Origin of the sequence: Virgibacillus sp. MG-45, from assembly GCF_036409425.1 — a bacterium.
GTDB lineage: Bacteria > Bacillota > Bacilli > Bacillales > Amphibacillaceae > LDC-1.
In genome coordinates this window covers 64,326-80,808 of the sequence record NZ_JAXOFU010000012.1, presented here as the reverse complement: position 1 = coordinate 80,808, position 16,483 = coordinate 64,326, and the positions used below count along the sequence as shown (strand labels likewise).

Genomic DNA, 16,483 nt, shown 5'->3' with positions numbered 1-16,483 from the left:
AGTTGGTTAGAATGCCTGCCTGTCACGCAGGAGGTCGCGGGTTCGAGTCCCGTCCGGACCGCCATTTATACTTTACATTTCCACTATACATATAACACATGATGCCATTTGGCATCATGTGTTTTTTCGTTACATGGATCTTTTTTAATAGATGCACAGTGTAAGTAAAGTAAAAGAGTTTATATGATAATTCTTAGAATGAATCTGATATACTGAAATTATATTTGCTTTATTGTTAAAGATGAGTAGGAGTGTTTAAAAATGGACGAGTTTTCCTTTATCCGCTCGATTACACCAAAAAGCTATAAACAAAATTCGGTGATTAAGGGTATTGGAGACGATGCAGCAGTGTTTCGACAGGCCGGAATGGATATCGTTACATCCGTAGATACCTTTGTGGATGGAGTTCATTTTTCAAAGCATACGATGAACGCTACACATATTGGATACCGAGCATTGGCTGCTAATTTAAGTGATTTAGCTGCAATGGGAGCAGTTCCTGCCTTTTATTTCGTCTCTGTCGTAATTCCGAAAACGTGGAGTAATGCTGATATTTCCGCTATTTTTGCTGGAATGAGAGAGCTTGCCACACACTATCAAATGGATTTAATGGGTGGAGATACGGTTTCTGGCAAGGAATTAACTTTGTCGATAACGGTAGTTGGTTTTGTTGAAAAGGACAAAGCGAGATATCGCAATGATGCTAAAACAGGAGATATTGTTTTTGTAACTGGGACTTTAGGTGACTCGCAAGCAGGTTTTCATATCATAGGGCATCCCCAAAAAAAATATAAAGATGCCAATTATTATATACAACGTCATCGGACTCCTTTTCCACAAGTTTCCTTTGCAAGGGAGCTTCATGCGATAAAAAGAGTAGCTTTAAATGATATTAGTGATGGAATAGCTAGTGAGGCGAATGAAATTGCGGAAGCTTCCATGGTAGACATCCACTTGTTTGAATCCGCTATTCCTGTTTATCCGTCCTTCGATCAGTTTTCCGAGGACCAACAAAAAAAGTGGAAATTTTTCGGTGGAGAGGATTTTGAATTAGTTGGAGCGGTGGCACCATCGGATTGGAAAATCGTTGAAGCAGCCGCGAAAAAAACAAATACGCTGGTCACTAAAATAGGTTGCGTCTCAAGCGCGCATGAAACAGCAAATGTTTTTTTACATAGCAAAAACAATCAGATAAATCGTTTAAAAAAAGATGGGTATACTCATTTGAAGTAGGTGATAACATGAAAAAGTTTGAAATCAATGTAGCAACTAGAGAGGAAACATTACAAATTGCTGAACGACTGGCCTTGTTGCTAAAACCTGGAGATGTGCTTACATTGGAAGGGGACTTAGGGGCAGGTAAGACGACCTTTACAAAAGGGTTAGCAAGCGGACTGGGTGTGAAACAAACGGTAAACAGTCCAACCTTCACGATTATAAAAGAATACGCTGGTGAGCTTCCTCTATACCATATGGACGTATATCGATTAGAGCATTCAGAGGAAGATATCGGCTTTGAAGAGTATTTTTACGGTGATGGGATAACGGTAGTAGAGTGGGCGCAATTTATTGAAGACTACTTACCTAAGGAAAGATTAAATATTACAATAGAACATGTGGATGAGCATCGTCGACGGATGATATTCCAACCACAAGGGCTTCATTTTGAGGTCATAGTAAATGAACTAATTGGATAAAGATGTGAGGAGCTACAATCAATGTATATACTTGCAATAGATACATCGAACAATGCGTTAGGTGTAGCAATTTTAAAGGATGACCAATTAATTGGTCAAATCATCACAAATATGGCGAAAAATCATTCGGTGCGATTAATGCCCGCAGTTGATCAATTGATGAAAGATGTGCAAATTACACCAGAGCAATTAGAGAAGATTGTCGTTGCTCAAGGCCCAGGCTCATATACTGGTGTTCGCATTGGATTAACGACTGCGAAAACGTTAGGCTGGGCATTAAAGATCCCCGTAGTCGGCGTTTCTAGTTTGCAGGCTTTAGCATTTCAGGGAAGGTTTTCACAGTCTGTTATTTCCCCTTTCTTTGATGCGCGCCGTGGGTTAGTTTATACAGGCTTATATGAGTGGCGTGCAGGAAAAATGCAAACACTCTTGGATGACAGGAATATTTTACTAACAGATTGGCTAGAAAAATTAAAAGCTTTGCAGAAGTCGGTTTTATTTTTAAGTCCTGATATGGAGAAGCATCAGGAGGTTATTTTAGCGCAATTAGGAGACTTAGCGATTATTCCCGAAGAGCCTTTCCACCATACTAGTCCAGCTTATCTAGCTTATGCTGGTAAAGAGCTTTCAGGTGATACGGTGCATGCACTAAAGCCGAATTATTTACGTCTTGCAGAGGCAGAGGCAAATTGGCTTAAAGCGCAAGGAGAACATCGACAGGATGGCTGAGCTAACGATTCGAAAAATGGAAATAGCAGATATTGACCAGGTAGCAGTAGTAGAGGAAGCTTCGTTTACTAGTCCATGGCCACCAGAGATATTTTATCAAGAAATCGTAAAAAACGATCACGCGCATTATTTTGTGGCAATCATTGACGATGTAATTATTGGTTATGCTGGTTTATGGTCCGTATTTGAAGATGCACAAATAACGAATATCGCCATTTCACCAGCTTATCGTGGCAATAAGTATGGAGAGAAGTTATTTCAATTTACTGTTCAGCAAGCAATGCAGTTAGGAGCCACCAGGCTTTCTTTGGAAGTCCGGCTTTCGAATATTGTGGCACAACGTATGTATCAAAAATTTGGACTTGTACCAGGTGGCATACGTAAAAATTATTATTCCGATAATCAAGAGGATGCGGTAGTAATGTGGGTGAATTTATAATGAAAAAGGATACGTATATTTTAGGAATCGAAACGAGCTGTGATGAAACAGCAGTAGCAATCGTTAAAAATGGAAGCGAAATTATTACAAATGTGGTCGCTTCGCAAATTGAAAGTCATAAACGATTTGGTGGTGTTGTTCCAGAGATTGCTTCTCGTCACCATGTAGAACAAATTACGCTCGTTCTAGAAGAAGCGATAGAACAATCCAAGCTAAGCTGGGATGACATTGATGCCATTGCAGTAACAGAAGGGCCAGGGTTAGTTGGGGCATTGTTGATCGGTGTGAATGCTGCGAAAGCAATAGCATTTGCCAAACAAAAGCCTTTAATTGGTGTGCATCATATAGCAGGACATATTTATGCCAATCGTTTTGTTGCTGATTTTCAATTTCCATTGCTCGCATTAATCGTTTCAGGTGGCCATACCGAGCTTGTCGTTATGAAAGCGCATGGTCAGTATGAAGTGATCGGTGAAACACGTGATGATGCAGCTGGGGAAGCATATGATAAAGTAGCAAGAATGCTTGGCTTGCCATATCCCGGTGGTCCACAAATAGACCGCCTTGCTGCCCAAGGTGAAGCAACGATTGATTTCCCACGGGCCTGGTTAGAAGAGGGAAGCTTTGATTTTAGTTTTAGTGGCTTAAAGTCAGCAGTTATTAACTTTATTCACAATGCAAAGCAGCGTGATGAAGCATTAAAGAACGAAGATATTGCAGCAAGCTTTCAAGCAAGCGTTATTGATGTGCTGACAACAAAGACCTTTCAGGCAGCCAAAAAATATCAAGTGAACCAGGTTATCGTTGCTGGAGGTGTCGCTGCTAATAAAGGATTAAGAAATGCATTAGTTAACAGATTTTCAGAAACCGATATCCCATTAGTTATTCCACCATTACAGCTTTGTACAGATAATGCGGCAATGATTGCAGCTGCAGGAACGATTTCTTTTGAACAAGGAAAACGCGCAGGATTAGATTTAAATGCGAATCCGTCTTTACCATTAAGATAAACAGTTATCCACAACCGTGTGGGTAAATAAGGTAAAACGGGATAGAAATAGCATTGACTTTGTGGAGAGAATAGTGGATAAATCAATTATTTTCTGTGGATAATGTGTATAACTTTGTTAATATCTTGATGTAAAGCCTTTTTTCAGTGGATAGACCTGTGGATTATCTGAATAACTTATAATATTGATTAATAACGTAGAAGGGTGAGATTTCATTCCAAGGAGCCTTCTTTAAATAATTGATCAAAAAAATCCGAACGATGATTCCGCATGTAGCGATGAATCAGTTCGGATTTTTAATTAGTAAAAGAAAATTTTCCTATTTTACGCTTCTTGCAGTGCAGTCCATTCTTCCATTTGTTGTTCAATTTCCTGTTTCACACCATTTGCTTCCTTCGTCAGTTCTAATGCTTTTTCATGGTCCTGATAAACAGCAGGGTCAGCCATTTGCTCCTCTAAAAGAAGTAGCTTTTGTTCCAATTCCTCGATCGATTGTTCGAGCTTGGCAATTTGCCGCTCTATTTTCCTACGTTCACTTTGTAGCTTTTTTTCCTCTTGAAAGGTCCGCTTATTCGTATCTACTTCTGTTTCCTTTGTTTCCACATTTTCTAATTGTGCATACTCTAATTCTTCCTGCTTTTTTTCGATATAGTAATCATAGTTCCCTAAATAAAGGGTGACGCCATCCTTCTCCATTTCAACGATTTGATCAGCAATCGTATTAATAAAATAGCGGTCATGGGAAACAAATATAATTGTCCCCGGAAAGTCAATTAGCGCTGCCTCTAATACTTCCTTGCTATCTAAATCTAAATGGTTGGTCGGCTCATCTAAAATAAGTAGATTTGCTTTTTTCATACGCAGCTTTGCAAGTGCAAGTCTTGCCTTTTCTCCACCACTTAATGCATAAACAGGCTTTAATACATCATCTCCTGAAAACAAGAAATTGCCTAAAACGGTGCGAATATCCTTTTCATTAATTGTTGGATGCTCGTCCCAAAGCTCCTGTAAAACGGTTTTGTTGGAGTTGAGATTCGCTTGCTCCTGATCATAAAAGCCGATTTCCACATTTGTTCCAAGTTGAATCGTTCCTTGAATAGGCTTTAGCTTACCAAGTATGGTTTTTAGAAGCGTTGTTTTGCCAACACCATTCGGACCAACAATGGCTACTCGGTCACCACGTTGTAGCTGTAAGTCAACACCTTGAAAAAGAGGTGCGGCATCCTCTTCATATTGAAAAGCGAGTTGCTTTATTTGAACAACATCGTTTCCGCTTCGTTTGTTTACTTGAAAAGAGATGGAAGCAGAAGATTCATCTCCTAATGGTCGGTCCATTACGTCCATTTTCTCTAATTGCTTTCTTCTGCTTTGTGCACGTTTTGTAGTTGATGCACGAACGATATTGCGTTGGATAAAATCTTCCATCTTTTTAATTTCCGTTTGCTGCTTTTCAAATTCCTTTAGATCCTGTTCATAATCGAGTGCTTTTTGCTCTAAATATTTCGTGTAGCTCCCTTTATAACGCTTCATGCGATGGCGTGATATTTCATAAACGATAGACACAGTCTTATCTAAGAAATAGCGATCGTGAGAGACAATCACTACTGCGCCAGGATAAGCAGAGAGATAGCTTTCTAGCCAAGCTAATGTATCAATGTCTAAGTGGTTCGTTGGCTCGTCTAAAATAAGCAGCGCAGGCTTTAGTAACAGTAATTTACCTAAGGCTAATCTTGTTTTCTGACCGCCACTAAGCTCGCTAATTGGTGTTTCATAATCATAGTTTTGAAAATGAAGCCCTGTTAGAACGGCTTTGATGTCGGCTTCATAGCTATATCCACCGTTTTCTGAAAAGGCATGCTGTAACCGGTCATATTCCTGGAGAATTTTCTCGTACGCTTCAGGTGTGTGTGAAGAAGCGTCTGCCATCTTTTGTTCTAATAAGCGTAACTCCTTTTCTTGCGCGATTAACGATGCAAATACAGCCTGCATTTCATCCCAAATGGATTGATTGGACTCTAAACCAGTATGCTGGGACAAGTAACCAATGGTAAGCTCCTTCGGTTTAAACAATTCTCCTTCATCATAGGTTTCTTCACCAGCCATAATTTTGAGTAAGGTTGATTTCCCTGCACCATTTCGGCCGACAATGGCAATACGGTCCTGATCCTTTATTTCAAGCTTTATATTATGAATGATTTCTTCTGCGCCATAGGATTTACCAATCCCGTTTAATTGCATAATTATCATACGTCTCACCTCAATATTATCAGTGTATCGCATATTGAAACGGACAGGCAATACTATTGTGAAATAAATCACGACTTTTATAGGGTTTTCTGCTAGAATAGAGGCAGGATCATTCGATTACTGAAATAAATATAAATAATGAGATTATCGCTGCTTCCAAGGTGGAGAAAGTATATTGTTTTACTTATTTTTGTTATAATACGTGGGGATGAATTTGGAACGCTTTCTATCTCTTTTAGAGGAGTTGAGTATATGTCAGATTTCACCCATTTTAATGCCCAAGGTAGAGCACGGATGGTCGATATTAGTCATAAGCAGGAAACCGAGCGGGTTGCGCTGGCAAGAACTAGTGTCCACGTCTCAAGAGAAATATACGAGCGAATTACTGCGAAAACGGTTCAAAAAGGGGATGTTTTAGCTGTAGCGCAAGTTGCGGGCATTATGGCTGCAAAAAAAACATCGGACTGGATTCCGATGTGTCATCCATTACAATTAAAAGGGATTGACATTTCTTTTCAATGGAATACGTTAGACAACAACTACGAGCTCGTCATTGAAGCTTTTGTGAAAACAAAGGGCAGTACCGGCGTGGAAATGGAAGCATTAACGGCAGCTTCTGCCACTGCGCTTACAATATATGACATGTGTAAGGCGATCGATAAAGGAATGGTGATTGGAGAAACCTATCTAATGGAGAAAAAAGGTGGAAAATCCGGTGACTATAAGCGATCGGCCAAGGAGGAATAATTATGGATCAAAGTAAAATCCCACAAGCTACAGCGAAACGTTTACCATTATATTATCGATTTTTGAACAATTTACAGCATCAGGGGAAAACACGCGTATCCTCAAAAGAATTAAGTGAAGCGGTAAAAGTTGATTCAGCGACGATACGAAGGGACTTTTCTTACTTTGGTGCCTTAGGTAAAAAAGGCTATGGCTATAATGTAGAGTATTTGCTTGGATTTTTTCGTAAAACCTTGGATCAAGATGAACTTACCGAGGTTGCACTAATCGGGGTGGGTAATTTAGGAACCGCTTTCTTACATTATAATTTCCTGAAAAACAATAATACAAAAATTGTGATGGCCTTTGATGCGGATAATGAAAAAATTGGACAGGATATTGGCGGTGTTCCAATTTATCATATTGATGAAATGGAGCAGCGACTCACAGGAGTACGGGTTGCCATTTTAACGATTCCAGCTGCTGAGGCGGACGGCGTAACAGAGCGTTTAATAGCTTTGGGTATTAAAGGAATCTTGAACTTTACCCCTGCTCGAATTACAGTACCAGATAATATTCGGGTACATCATATTGATTTGGCAGTGGAATTACAAGCATTGGTTTATTTCTTAAAGCACTATCCTTTAAAGCTAGCAGACGAGAAGGAATAATAGAAGCATGTTGAGAAAAAAATTAGGATCTGAATCAACGCAGTTTGAAAATGGGTTCGCTTTCCTCGGGCGCGGCCTCAACTAACTCGGAAAAATAATACGCTTTTCCGAGTGGATTTTTCGACGTACAGGACGTACTAGCGCAGACGTTGCTACAGGACGTAGCGATTTTAGTCTGCGTTCCCCTGTTGCTGTTCCCGAAGGAGTCTCACCCATTTCAACAGCTAGCTAGATTCTTTAATCTAGTTTAAAGGGTTGCCGTATTACGCTCGGCTTAATTGGAAAAAATTAATTCGTTCTTTAATCGGTTTGCGATAATAGAAAAAGGAGTAGCGTGTCGCTACTCCTTTTTTTGATGCTTTAATTGGAAATGAAGTTTCAATAATCGGATTGCCATGCCTAAATCAAGTGTGGCAAAGATGGCAAATAGCATCGTTGTGAAGTTCCATATTGTTTCCTCAGCGCTTATTATAGCGACATAGATGAAAAAAATGGCCATTAATAAATAGATAATCGCAGATGTTTTCGGTGATATCCGCATGATTTTAGCCTCCAATAAAAATCATTTGTAGCTGATTTAATTGCTCCTGCATCTTTTCGATGTCCTCAGGTGTAAATGAATATTGAACTAACACGGTGATCGTGTTTAATGCCATGTGGACGAAGATTGGAACAAGAATTCGTTTTGTTTTGACATATAGAAAAGCGAATACAAAGCCCATGGAAGCATAAATTAATAGATGCTCAGGCTCGCCATGGATAATCCCAAAAATAAACGCAGACATTAGCGCAGCAATGACAAAGTTCGTTCGCTTATAGATCGTACCAAAAATAATTTTTCGGAAAATAATCTCTTCTAAAATTGGTGCTATTATAGCTGGTACAATCATAAATATAGGAATGGCACGCGCAATGTCCATAATCATTTGTGTATTTTCAGAGCCAGGATTTATCCCGAAAATTTGCATCTCGAGCATGGCGGCGATTCCTTGCGCAAAATATGCCATAAAGAGTCCTAAGACAGACCAAAGGATAAGGTTTCCAAGTGGAGCGCGGTCCCTTGTTTGTGTCATCCGCATATCTGGACGCATTAAGAACAAGACAATTACTAACGTAAGCACAAAGCTTCCGATTGTCCAATAGGTTAACAGGGTTGCAAGCTGTTCTTCTGTCAGAGCTGTTTGAATAAGATCTGGTTGAACAAGACTAACCAGGAACAAAATAATTGGTGCAGATAGTTGCATAAGAATGTAGGTGATAATAACCCACCAATATCGTTTCGTCAAAATAGAACGTCTCCTTTAAATGCATTTTAAGTATATCTATGTTATGACTGTATGGTTCATGTAAGTACATTACATAAATCGCAGCTGACATCAAAGCAGCAATGGGTAGCATGGTTGCAAACGATTTAGCAACGCATCAAATGTTACTCTTACGTATTTTAACATAATTTCGATCCCTGTTATAATAGGAAGACTGATTCGATTTATTAAAAAAAGCGAAAAATGTAATCGTCAACGCTTGCAATTTTTTTCGGAATTATTTATTATAATAATTGGTGTTAGCACTCTATGTAGGTGAGTGCTAATGAATAAAAAATAACTTAAAAAGAATTAAGGAGGTTGTCTACATGATTAAACCACTAGGAGATCGTGTTGTGATCGAACTCGTTGAGCAAGAAGAAAAAACAGCAAGCGGTATCGTATTGCCGGATTCTGCAAAAGAAAAACCACAAGAAGGTAAGGTTGTTGCAGTTGGTGCTGGACGCGTGTTGGAAAGTGGCGAAAAAGTAGCACTTGAAGTAAAAGAAGGAGATCATATTATTTTCTCCAAATTTGCTGGAACAGAAGTGAAATACCAAGGCAAAGAATACTTAATTCTGCGTGAAAATGACGTTTTAGCGATTGTTGGCTAATCCATTCAACATAAAAAATATTCGGTTTGATTTTAAGGAGGGCATTTTAACATGGCTAAAGAAATTAAATTTAGTGAAGACGCTCGTCGTGCAATGCTACGCGGGGTAGATAAATTGGCTGATGCAGTTAAAGTAACCTTGGGACCAAAAGGACGTAACGTTGTTCTTGATAAAAAATTCGGTTCCCCATTAATTACAAATGATGGTGTTACAATTGCAAAGGAAATTGAATTAGAAGATCGTTTTGAAAATATGGGTGCACAGCTTGTATCTGAGGTTGCATCAAAAACAAACGATGTTGCAGGTGACGGTACAACAACTGCAACAGTACTAGCACAGGCTTTGATTCAAGAAGGCTTGAAAAACGTGACATCTGGAGCAAATCCAGTTGGCATTCGTCGTGGAATTGAAAAAGCGGTAGAAACTGCTGTTAATGAATTAAAAGCAATTTCCAAGCCAATTGAAGGCAAAGATTCTATTGCACAAGTAGCGGCTATTTCTTCTGATGATAAAGAAGTAGGTAACCTCATTGCAGAAGCAATGGAACGCGTAGGTAATGATGGTGTTATTACAATTGAAGAATCAAAAGGCTTCTCTACAGAGCTAGAAGTTGTAGAAGGAATGCAATTCGATCGTGGATATGCTTCTCCATACATGGTTACAGACCAAGATAAGATGGAAGCAATTCTTGAAGATCCATACATTTTAATTACCGATAAGAAAATCAGCAACATTCAAGAAGTACTACCAGTGCTTGAGCAAGTAGTTCAACAAGGTAAGCCATTACTTCTTATTGCAGAGGATGTAGAAGGGGAAGCACTAGCAACATTAGTTGTTAACAAGCTTCGCGGAACATTCAACGCTGTTGCAGTAAAAGCGCCAGGATTTGGTGATCGTCGTAAAGCAATGCTAGAAGATATTGCTACATTAACTGGTGGCGAAGTAATTACAGAAGATCTTGGACTAGAGCTAAAGAGCGCTACAATTGAACAGCTTGGACGCGCTTCTAAAGTTGTTGTTACAAAAGAGCACACTACAATTGTAGAAGGTGCTGGAAATCCAGAAGCAATTTCTTCCCGTGTTGCACAAATCCGTGCACAAGCAGAAGAAACAACTTCTGAATTCGATAAAGAAAAGCTTCAAGAGCGTCTAGCTAAGCTAGCTGGCGGTGTAGCAGTTATCAAGGTTGGAGCTGCAACAGAAACAGAATTAAAAGAACGTAAGCTACGCATCGAGGATGCATTAAACGCAACTCGTGCAGCTGTTGAGGAAGGTATTGTATCTGGTGGTGGTACTGCGCTTGTAAACGTATATAACAAAGTAGCAGACCTAGCACTAGAAGGAGACGAAGCAACTGGTGCAAGCATCGTTCTACGTGCACTTGAAGAGCCAGTTCGCCAAATCGCATACAATGCTGGTCTAGAAGGTTCTATCGTTGTTGATCGCTTGAAGCGTGAAAAAGTAGGTGTTGGTTTCAACGCAGCTACTGGTGAGTGGGTAAACATGATCGATACTGGAATTGTAGACCCAACAAAAGTTACACGTTCTGCACTACAAAACGCAGCATCTGTAGCGGCAATGTTCCTAACTACAGAAGCAGTTGTAGCTGACCTACCAGAAGAAAATGCTGGTGGCGCTGGCATGCCGGATATGGGTGGCATGGGCGGAATGGGCGGCATGATGTAATAATCCGTTCCAACCCTTGATATGAGTGGGTTTGTAAGTAAGATGAGAGTTAAATACTAACATTGAGGAATTTAAATGAGGCTTCTCATAAGTTCACTGAACTTTTGAGAGGCTTCTTTTTTTATTTCTTGCTTGGAAAAGTAACTAAGCTGTCAACATGTTTGAGGCAAGACCAATACTTCAAATTGATATGTAATTTTAGGTGCATTTCCGATGAAGAAATATCAACTGACTACTTTTTTCAGAATTTACAAGTAATAATGAATGTTTATGTTAAAATAAAGTAGAGTTTGTGAACAAATGTTCTTATAAAAGGGGAAGATTACTTGAACAAGAATAAACATGTTAAATGTTGTTGTTATACATTGTATTAAGACGATGAAATAAAGAAGGGGGATTTTATGGAGTTCAAAATAAATAATGACTATTTTAAAAAGGCTGTATTAGAGGTTCGCAATGCAGTGTCGTCCAAAACTACTATACCCATATTAACAGGAATGAAAATAGATGCAAAACCTGATAGTTTAACACTTACAGGAAGTAATTCAGATTTTGTTATAGAAAGAACAATTTCTATAGTGAATGATGGATTAAGTAGATTAGAGATTCTTGAAACAGGCAGTATAGTACTTTCTGCTAAGTATTTAAATGAGATAATTAAAAAATTACCAAATGATATTCATTTTAAAGTAGATGAAAATCAGTTGGCGACTATAAAATCTAAAGAAATTATTACCAAAATGAACGGCATTGATGTTACGGAATACCCATCTCTTCCGAATATCGATTTACATAATATAGTTACGATAAATAGTAATGATTTGATAGGAATTATTAAGCAAACCATTTTTGCTGCTTCTAAGTATGAAACAAACCCTGTACTTACCGGGGTGAGTTTTTCTTTCCAAAAAGAACTTCTTACTTGTATCGCAACAAACTCACATAGATTATCCTTGAAAAGACTTAAAATTAAATCGGATTTAATTGGATCTTTTATTGTTCCCAGTTCATCATTAAATGAACTGTTAAAGTTATTCGGTAGTTATACTACTGAAATTGATATATTTGCCACAAAAACAAATATTGTTTTTAAGTCAGAAAACATCTCTTTCTATTCAAGACTAATTGAGGGAAATTATCCTAGTATTTCAGGATTGTTTTCTCAACAACCAAGTACAATTGTTACATTGGATACTAAGCAATTGTTAGAAGGTATTGACAGAGCTAGTGTTTTTGCAAATGAATGGAGAAACAACAATATTAATTTTCAAATAGACGACACCTCCAAAATCATAATTTCCTCAATGTCGTCAGAAATGGGAGAAATTAGAGAAAAACAATACATTAAAAATATATCAGGAGACGAAGAGTTAAATGTAACTCTTGATGGGAATTTTATGATGGAAGCCTTAAAAATAATAAAGGAAAATGAAGTGAATTTATGTTTTAATGGTTCAATTAGGCCAATTTTAATTGAACCAATCGGAAATGACTCTCATTTACAACTTATTTCCCCTGTTAGGACATATTAAATAAGTAAAATTATCTTTGGAATTTGATGATACGATTCATTTCTTTTAATTTTTATAAATATATTTTTTTGAAGCTTTCTAGAGATAAGAAATACAATTATTAAGAAAGTAAGGAAAAAATAAAAGGAAATGATGCTTGCAATCGAGAAGAAGTGTATAGGTGTTATTCTAAAAAAGAAAAGAGGGAGATGTGTATATGAAGGAAGAGCAAAATCGTCTGCAATTACCTGATGTCGTCTCACGTGATGAATGGCTTGTGGCTCGCAAGGAACTGCTACTCAAAGAAAAGGAGTTTACTAAAGCACGAGATGCGCTGAATGCAGAGCGCCGTCGCCTTCCAATGGTAGAAGTCAATAAGGATTATGTCTTCGATGGTCCGCAGGGAAAAACGCGTTTGCTTGATCTATTTGAAGGGCGTCCGCAACTTATTGTGCATCACTTTATGTTTGATCCTGATTGGGAAGAAGGTTGTCCAGCCTGCTCACTTGCTGCGGATAACATCGGTCATCTTGCTCATTTTCATGCACGAAACACATCATTGGCTCTGATATCCCGGGCTCCACTGTCTAAACTTCAACGGTACAAGGAACGTATGGGTTGGAATATTCCTTGGTACTCCTCTTTTAATAGCGACTTTAATTATGACTTCCATGCTACACTAGATGAATCTGTTGTTCCAATTGAATACAACTACTTAACCAAGGAGGAGCTTATTCAGAAAGGTGTACCCCTTGATTCCGTAAAGTCAATGGAGGTTCCGGGAGTAAGTACATTCCTTCGAGATGGTGAAAGCATTTATCACACGTATACAACATACGCCCGCGGAACTGACCTAATAATCGGCATGTTCAATTACCTTGATTTAACAGCACTTGGTAGGCAAGAGGATTGGGAACAACCACCTGGACGTAGTGATGGAAACGGCAAGACTTGGCTTCGTCGGCATGATGAATATGAACATTCTTTGGACTCAGATTCTTGTTGCCATCCAAAAAAGAACGATAATTAAGCATGAAGAAGTGAGCGCTTTTCTGGAATAGAAATTTGCTCTTTTTATATGTTCTGAACCTCATATTCTACTTTCAACCAGCATTCGTAATTGCTCTCTTTTTATCCAGAATAAAGGATTCACTTTATGACAAGATAAATCCCTTGAAAATAATATGTATGATAAAATGATGTGAATATAAAACAGTTTTCTTAAACGAATAAAAACAAGGGTTCAAGTATAATAAGTCGAATAAAATCAATGAGGGATGGAAGTACATGCTGCTAATTGTAGATAATTATGATTCATTTACTTTTAATATAGAACAATACTTTAAGAAGCTAGAGGTGGAGGTTGAAGTTTGGAAAAATGATCACATTTCTATTAGTGAAATAGAAGAGCGAAATCCAAGTCATATTGTTATTTCACCTGGACCACATGCGCCTAATGACGCTGATATCAGCCTAGAAACGATTAATTATTTTAAAGGGAAAATCCCTATATTAGGCATATGTTTGGGACATCAAGCAATTGGTCAGTTTTTTGGTGCGGAAATTGTTAAAGCCAAGCAACCGAAACATGGTAGACAATCTATGATCTTTCATAATCAAAAAACTATTTTTTCTGGAATACCAGATCCGTTTTCGGTTACGAGATATCATTCATTAGTAATTGATCCGCGTTCAATTCCACCAGAGCTTGAGGTGACATCAACATCTGATGACGGGGAAATTATGGCGATAAGACATAAATCTTATCCGATTGAAGGTGTGCAGTTTCATCCAGAATCCATCTTGACTGAATACGGCGATAAAATTTTACAAAATTTCTTGGAACATTATTAATTTAGGAAGGAATAGACTTTATGATTATGGATGAACAAAATAATAGAATGATATTTGACTTTGCTGCAAAACAAAATAGAGAAAGGTTGTTATTTGAGAAACCGGAAAAAATCGTGGCTGCATATAAGCCTAGCGAAGTACTCAAAGCTATGCAGGAAATTGATACATATATTCATGCTGGCTGGTATGCTGCTGGATATATATCCTATGAAGCGGGTAAAGGATTAGATGATAGTTTGATAACAAAAGAAAATAATTTAATGCCTTTCGTGTATTTTGGAATTTATAAGGAGCCCGTAAAAATCCCTTTCCAAAATAACCAGCTGCATGATGATACGGATATCAACTTAAACTGGGAAATGAACGAAAGTGAAAAAGATTACAAAAAGAAGGTTGATGCGATTAAAAAACATATATCTGATGGGGATACATATCAAGTGAATTACACGGTAAGATTATCAACGGATGACACTTTTGATGATGCTCGTTATTATGAACAATTACTGAAAGCACAGGATGCAAAATACAGTGCTTACTTAGACCTGGGACGTTTCCGAATCTTATCTGTTTCTCCAGAACTGTTCTTTGAAATTGATAACGGGAAAATCTCCACTAAACCAATGAAAGGAACGATAAAACGGGGGAGATGGTTTGAAGAGGATATTGCTAACCGGAATGTATTAGTTCATTCCGAAAAAGACAAGGCCGAGAACCTTATGATTGTTGATTTATTAAGAAACGATTTATCGAAGATTGCTAAAACAGGAACTGTTCAGGTTCCGAAACTATTTGAAGTAGAGCAATATCCAACCGTATATCAACTAACATCGACGGTTACTGCTGATCTAGTTGATAACATAAGCTTTACAGAAATTTTTCAAGCATTATTTCCATGTGGCTCGATAACGGGGGCACCTAAAGTAAGCACGATGGCAATAATTAATGAGCTAGAAGCAACACCTAGAGAGATTTATTGCGGTAGTATTGGTTACATTACTCCCAAAAAACAAGCTGTTTTTAATGTAGCAATTAGAACGCTTATGGTAGATACGCAAATTAATAAGGCATATTACGGCGTTGGAGGGGGCATCACTTGGGAATCAACTAGTGATGGTGAATATAAAGAAGCGATCGCTAAGTCTGCTGTATTATACGAAAAAATTCCTTCTTTTGAATTGATGGAAACAATTAGGTACGAGCATAACACGTTTTACTTAATTGAAAATCATCTTGAGCGAATCTACAAGTCTGCGCAATATTTTAATATTCCATTTCATGGTGAGGATATTAAAAAGAAGTTAACTGAACATGCTGAGACCCTTCCCAAAGATCAGATTACGAAGGTAAATCTCTTTGTAGATTTGCAAGGTAATTGTAGGATTAAATCAAGTCCGTTTGATGGCAACAACAGTCACCGAAAGGCAAGATTAGCGAGTAGCCCGATCTTGAAAGATAATAAATTTTTATACCACAAGACTACCAATCGTGCATTGTATGAAAAGCATAAAGAAGGAAGACAGGATGAAATACTTTTATGGAATGAAGAACTGGAGCTAACAGAGTTTACGATAGGGAATTTAGTCGTTAAATGGGAACAGGAATATTGGACACCACCAATAGAATCTGGTCTGTTACCAGGCACATTAAGAGAGCATTTAATTCGTACGGGGAAGGTTAAGGAAAGAAAATTATTAAAAGAAAACATAAAAGACTTTGAAGAAATATGGTTAATCAATAGTTTAAGAGGCTGGGTAAAAATTAATCTTGTGTAAAGGTAGCGAATTATGCGAAAAAGTATGCTTGAAGTGGGAGCTTCTTTGTTTTACGATGCAATCAACCTTTCTTCTCCTTAAACATTTCTTTACTACTTTTCTTGCTAGAGCGCTTATTATGGTCATCGCATAGCGGTTGCGCTGTTTATTAGAGCCATCCCATTAGTGTCTGAAGAAGATTACCAGCAATAACCATAGAAAGCAGAGAAAACAAATTTAAATA

The 16,483-nt window shown here is 38.0% G+C and carries 16 protein-coding genes; 13 read left to right on the top strand and 3 right to left on the bottom strand.

Annotated elements, in window-relative coordinates; genetic code table 11:
• Positions 1 to 261 precede the first annotated feature (261 nt).
• From thiL to tsaD, 5 genes are read left to right on the top strand one after another with little or no spacing between them, the layout of a single operon-like run.
• On the top strand, positions 262 to 1,233 hold the full coding sequence (gene thiL, locus SPK86_RS13090) for a thiamine-phosphate kinase (RefSeq protein ID WP_330949566.1): 972 nt from the start codon (positions 262 to 264) through the stop codon (positions 1,231 to 1,233).
• A gap of 8 nt (positions 1,234 to 1,241) precedes the next feature.
• The gene (gene tsaE, locus SPK86_RS13085; protein ID WP_330949565.1) at positions 1,242 to 1,697 is read left to right on the top strand and encodes a tRNA (adenosine(37)-N6)-threonylcarbamoyltransferase complex ATPase subunit type 1 TsaE; all 456 of its coding nucleotides are present in this window, start codon (positions 1,242 to 1,244) and stop codon (positions 1,695 to 1,697) included.
• A gap of 21 nt (positions 1,698 to 1,718) precedes the next feature.
• Positions 1,719 to 2,426: a tRNA (adenosine(37)-N6)-threonylcarbamoyltransferase complex dimerization subunit type 1 TsaB gene (gene tsaB, locus SPK86_RS13080; RefSeq protein ID WP_330949564.1), complete on the top strand. Its 708-nt coding sequence runs from the start codon at positions 1,719 to 1,721 to the stop codon at positions 2,424 to 2,426.
• Complete coding sequence (rimI, locus tag SPK86_RS13075; protein WP_284141532.1) at positions 2,419 to 2,865, top strand: ribosomal protein S18-alanine N-acetyltransferase; 447 nt, start codon at positions 2,419 to 2,421, stop codon at positions 2,863 to 2,865. The genes tsaB and rimI overlap by 8 nt, the downstream gene beginning before the upstream one ends.
• Positions 2,865 to 3,875, top strand: coding sequence for a tRNA (adenosine(37)-N6)-threonylcarbamoyltransferase complex transferase subunit TsaD (gene tsaD / locus SPK86_RS13070; RefSeq protein ID WP_284141531.1), 1,011 nt, complete (start codon positions 2,865 to 2,867; stop codon positions 3,873 to 3,875). The genes rimI and tsaD overlap by 1 nt, the downstream gene beginning before the upstream one ends.
• Positions 3,876 to 4,199: 324 nt before the next feature.
• Here the strand turns inward: tsaD and SPK86_RS13065 are convergent, their stop codons facing one another.
• Positions 4,200 to 6,122, bottom strand: coding sequence for an ABC-F family ATP-binding cassette domain-containing protein (locus SPK86_RS13065; RefSeq protein ID WP_284141530.1), 1,923 nt, complete (start codon positions 6,120 to 6,122; stop codon positions 4,200 to 4,202).
• A 252-nt stretch (positions 6,123 to 6,374) separates the two neighbouring features.
• Between SPK86_RS13065 and moaC the strand changes: the two genes are divergently transcribed.
• Positions 6,375 to 6,869, top strand: a complete 495-nt coding sequence (moaC, locus tag SPK86_RS13060; protein ID WP_284141529.1) for a cyclic pyranopterin monophosphate synthase MoaC — start codon at positions 6,375 to 6,377, stop codon at positions 6,867 to 6,869.
• Between the two features lie 2 nt (positions 6,870 to 6,871).
• A complete protein-coding gene (locus tag SPK86_RS13055; RefSeq protein WP_284141528.1) occupies positions 6,872 to 7,519 on the top strand; it encodes a redox-sensing transcriptional repressor Rex in 648 nt (215 codons plus the stop codon).
• 340 nt (positions 7,520 to 7,859) lie between these two features.
• Here the strand turns inward: SPK86_RS13055 and SPK86_RS13050 are convergent, their stop codons facing one another.
• Complete coding sequence (locus SPK86_RS13050; protein WP_284141527.1) at positions 7,860 to 8,060, bottom strand: YdiK family protein; 201 nt, start codon at positions 8,058 to 8,060, stop codon at positions 7,860 to 7,862.
• Positions 8,061 to 8,064: 4 nt separating this feature from the next.
• Positions 8,065 to 8,805 (bottom strand): CPBP family intramembrane glutamic endopeptidase, encoded by a 741-nt coding sequence (locus SPK86_RS13045; RefSeq protein ID WP_330949562.1) that lies wholly within the window; start codon positions 8,803 to 8,805, stop codon positions 8,065 to 8,067.
• A 329-nt stretch (positions 8,806 to 9,134) separates the two neighbouring features.
• Between SPK86_RS13045 and groES the strand changes: the two genes are divergently transcribed.
• From groES to pabB, 6 genes are all read left to right on the top strand, one after another.
• Positions 9,135 to 9,437, top strand: a complete 303-nt coding sequence (groES, locus tag SPK86_RS13040) for a co-chaperone GroES (protein ID WP_284141538.1) — start codon at positions 9,135 to 9,137, stop codon at positions 9,435 to 9,437.
• A gap of 51 nt (positions 9,438 to 9,488) precedes the next feature.
• Positions 9,489 to 11,123 carry a chaperonin GroEL gene (groL, locus tag SPK86_RS13035; RefSeq protein ID WP_284141525.1) on the top strand — a complete coding sequence of 545 codons (1,635 nt, stop codon included), beginning with the start codon at positions 9,489 to 9,491 and terminating at the stop codon, positions 11,121 to 11,123.
• Between the two features lie 401 nt (positions 11,124 to 11,524).
• Complete coding sequence (dnaN, locus tag SPK86_RS13030; RefSeq protein WP_330949561.1) at positions 11,525 to 12,655, top strand: DNA polymerase III subunit beta; 1,131 nt, start codon at positions 11,525 to 11,527, stop codon at positions 12,653 to 12,655.
• A gap of 196 nt (positions 12,656 to 12,851) precedes the next feature.
• Positions 12,852 to 13,664, top strand: a complete 813-nt coding sequence (locus tag SPK86_RS13025) for a DUF899 domain-containing protein (protein WP_284141523.1) — start codon at positions 12,852 to 12,854, stop codon at positions 13,662 to 13,664.
• 257 nt (positions 13,665 to 13,921) lie between these two features.
• Positions 13,922 to 14,488, top strand: a complete 567-nt coding sequence (locus tag SPK86_RS13020; RefSeq protein ID WP_330949560.1) for an anthranilate synthase component II — start codon at positions 13,922 to 13,924, stop codon at positions 14,486 to 14,488.
• Positions 14,489 to 14,508: 20 nt separating this feature from the next.
• Positions 14,509 to 16,260, top strand: coding sequence for an aminodeoxychorismate synthase component I (pabB, locus tag SPK86_RS13015; protein ID WP_330949559.1), 1,752 nt, complete (start codon positions 14,509 to 14,511; stop codon positions 16,258 to 16,260).
• Positions 16,261 to 16,483 lie beyond the last annotated feature (223 nt).

What these genes read in the sequence shown, in the direction of transcription:
- rimI (WP_284141532.1), top strand. Translation starts at nt 2,419, where the DNA reads ATGGCTGAGCTAACGATTCGAAAAATGGAAATAGCAGATATTGACCAG.
- tsaB (WP_330949564.1), top strand. Translation starts at nt 1,719, where the DNA reads ATGTATATACTTGCAATAGATACATCGAACAATGCGTTAGGTGTAGCA.
- thiL (WP_330949566.1), top strand. Translation starts at nt 262, where the DNA reads ATGGACGAGTTTTCCTTTATCCGCTCGATTACACCAAAAAGCTATAAA.
- dnaN (WP_330949561.1), top strand. Translation starts at nt 11,525, where the DNA reads ATGGAGTTCAAAATAAATAATGACTATTTTAAAAAGGCTGTATTAGAG.
- tsaD (WP_284141531.1), top strand. Translation starts at nt 2,865, where the DNA reads ATGAAAAAGGATACGTATATTTTAGGAATCGAAACGAGCTGTGATGAA.
- moaC (WP_284141529.1), top strand. Translation starts at nt 6,375, where the DNA reads ATGTCAGATTTCACCCATTTTAATGCCCAAGGTAGAGCACGGATGGTC.
- SPK86_RS13065 (WP_284141530.1), bottom strand. Translation starts at nt 6,122, where the DNA reads ATGATAATTATGCAATTAAACGGGATTGGTAAATCCTATGGCGCAGAA.
- SPK86_RS13050 (WP_284141527.1), bottom strand. Translation starts at nt 8,060, where the DNA reads ATGCGGATATCACCGAAAACATCTGCGATTATCTATTTATTAATGGCC.
- tsaE (WP_330949565.1), top strand. Translation starts at nt 1,242, where the DNA reads ATGAAAAAGTTTGAAATCAATGTAGCAACTAGAGAGGAAACATTACAA.
- pabB (WP_330949559.1), top strand. Translation starts at nt 14,509, where the DNA reads ATGATTATGGATGAACAAAATAATAGAATGATATTTGACTTTGCTGCA.
- SPK86_RS13020 (WP_330949560.1), top strand. Translation starts at nt 13,922, where the DNA reads ATGCTGCTAATTGTAGATAATTATGATTCATTTACTTTTAATATAGAA.
- SPK86_RS13055 (WP_284141528.1), top strand. Translation starts at nt 6,872, where the DNA reads ATGGATCAAAGTAAAATCCCACAAGCTACAGCGAAACGTTTACCATTA.
- groL (WP_284141525.1), top strand. Translation starts at nt 9,489, where the DNA reads ATGGCTAAAGAAATTAAATTTAGTGAAGACGCTCGTCGTGCAATGCTA.
- SPK86_RS13025 (WP_284141523.1), top strand. Translation starts at nt 12,852, where the DNA reads ATGAAGGAAGAGCAAAATCGTCTGCAATTACCTGATGTCGTCTCACGT.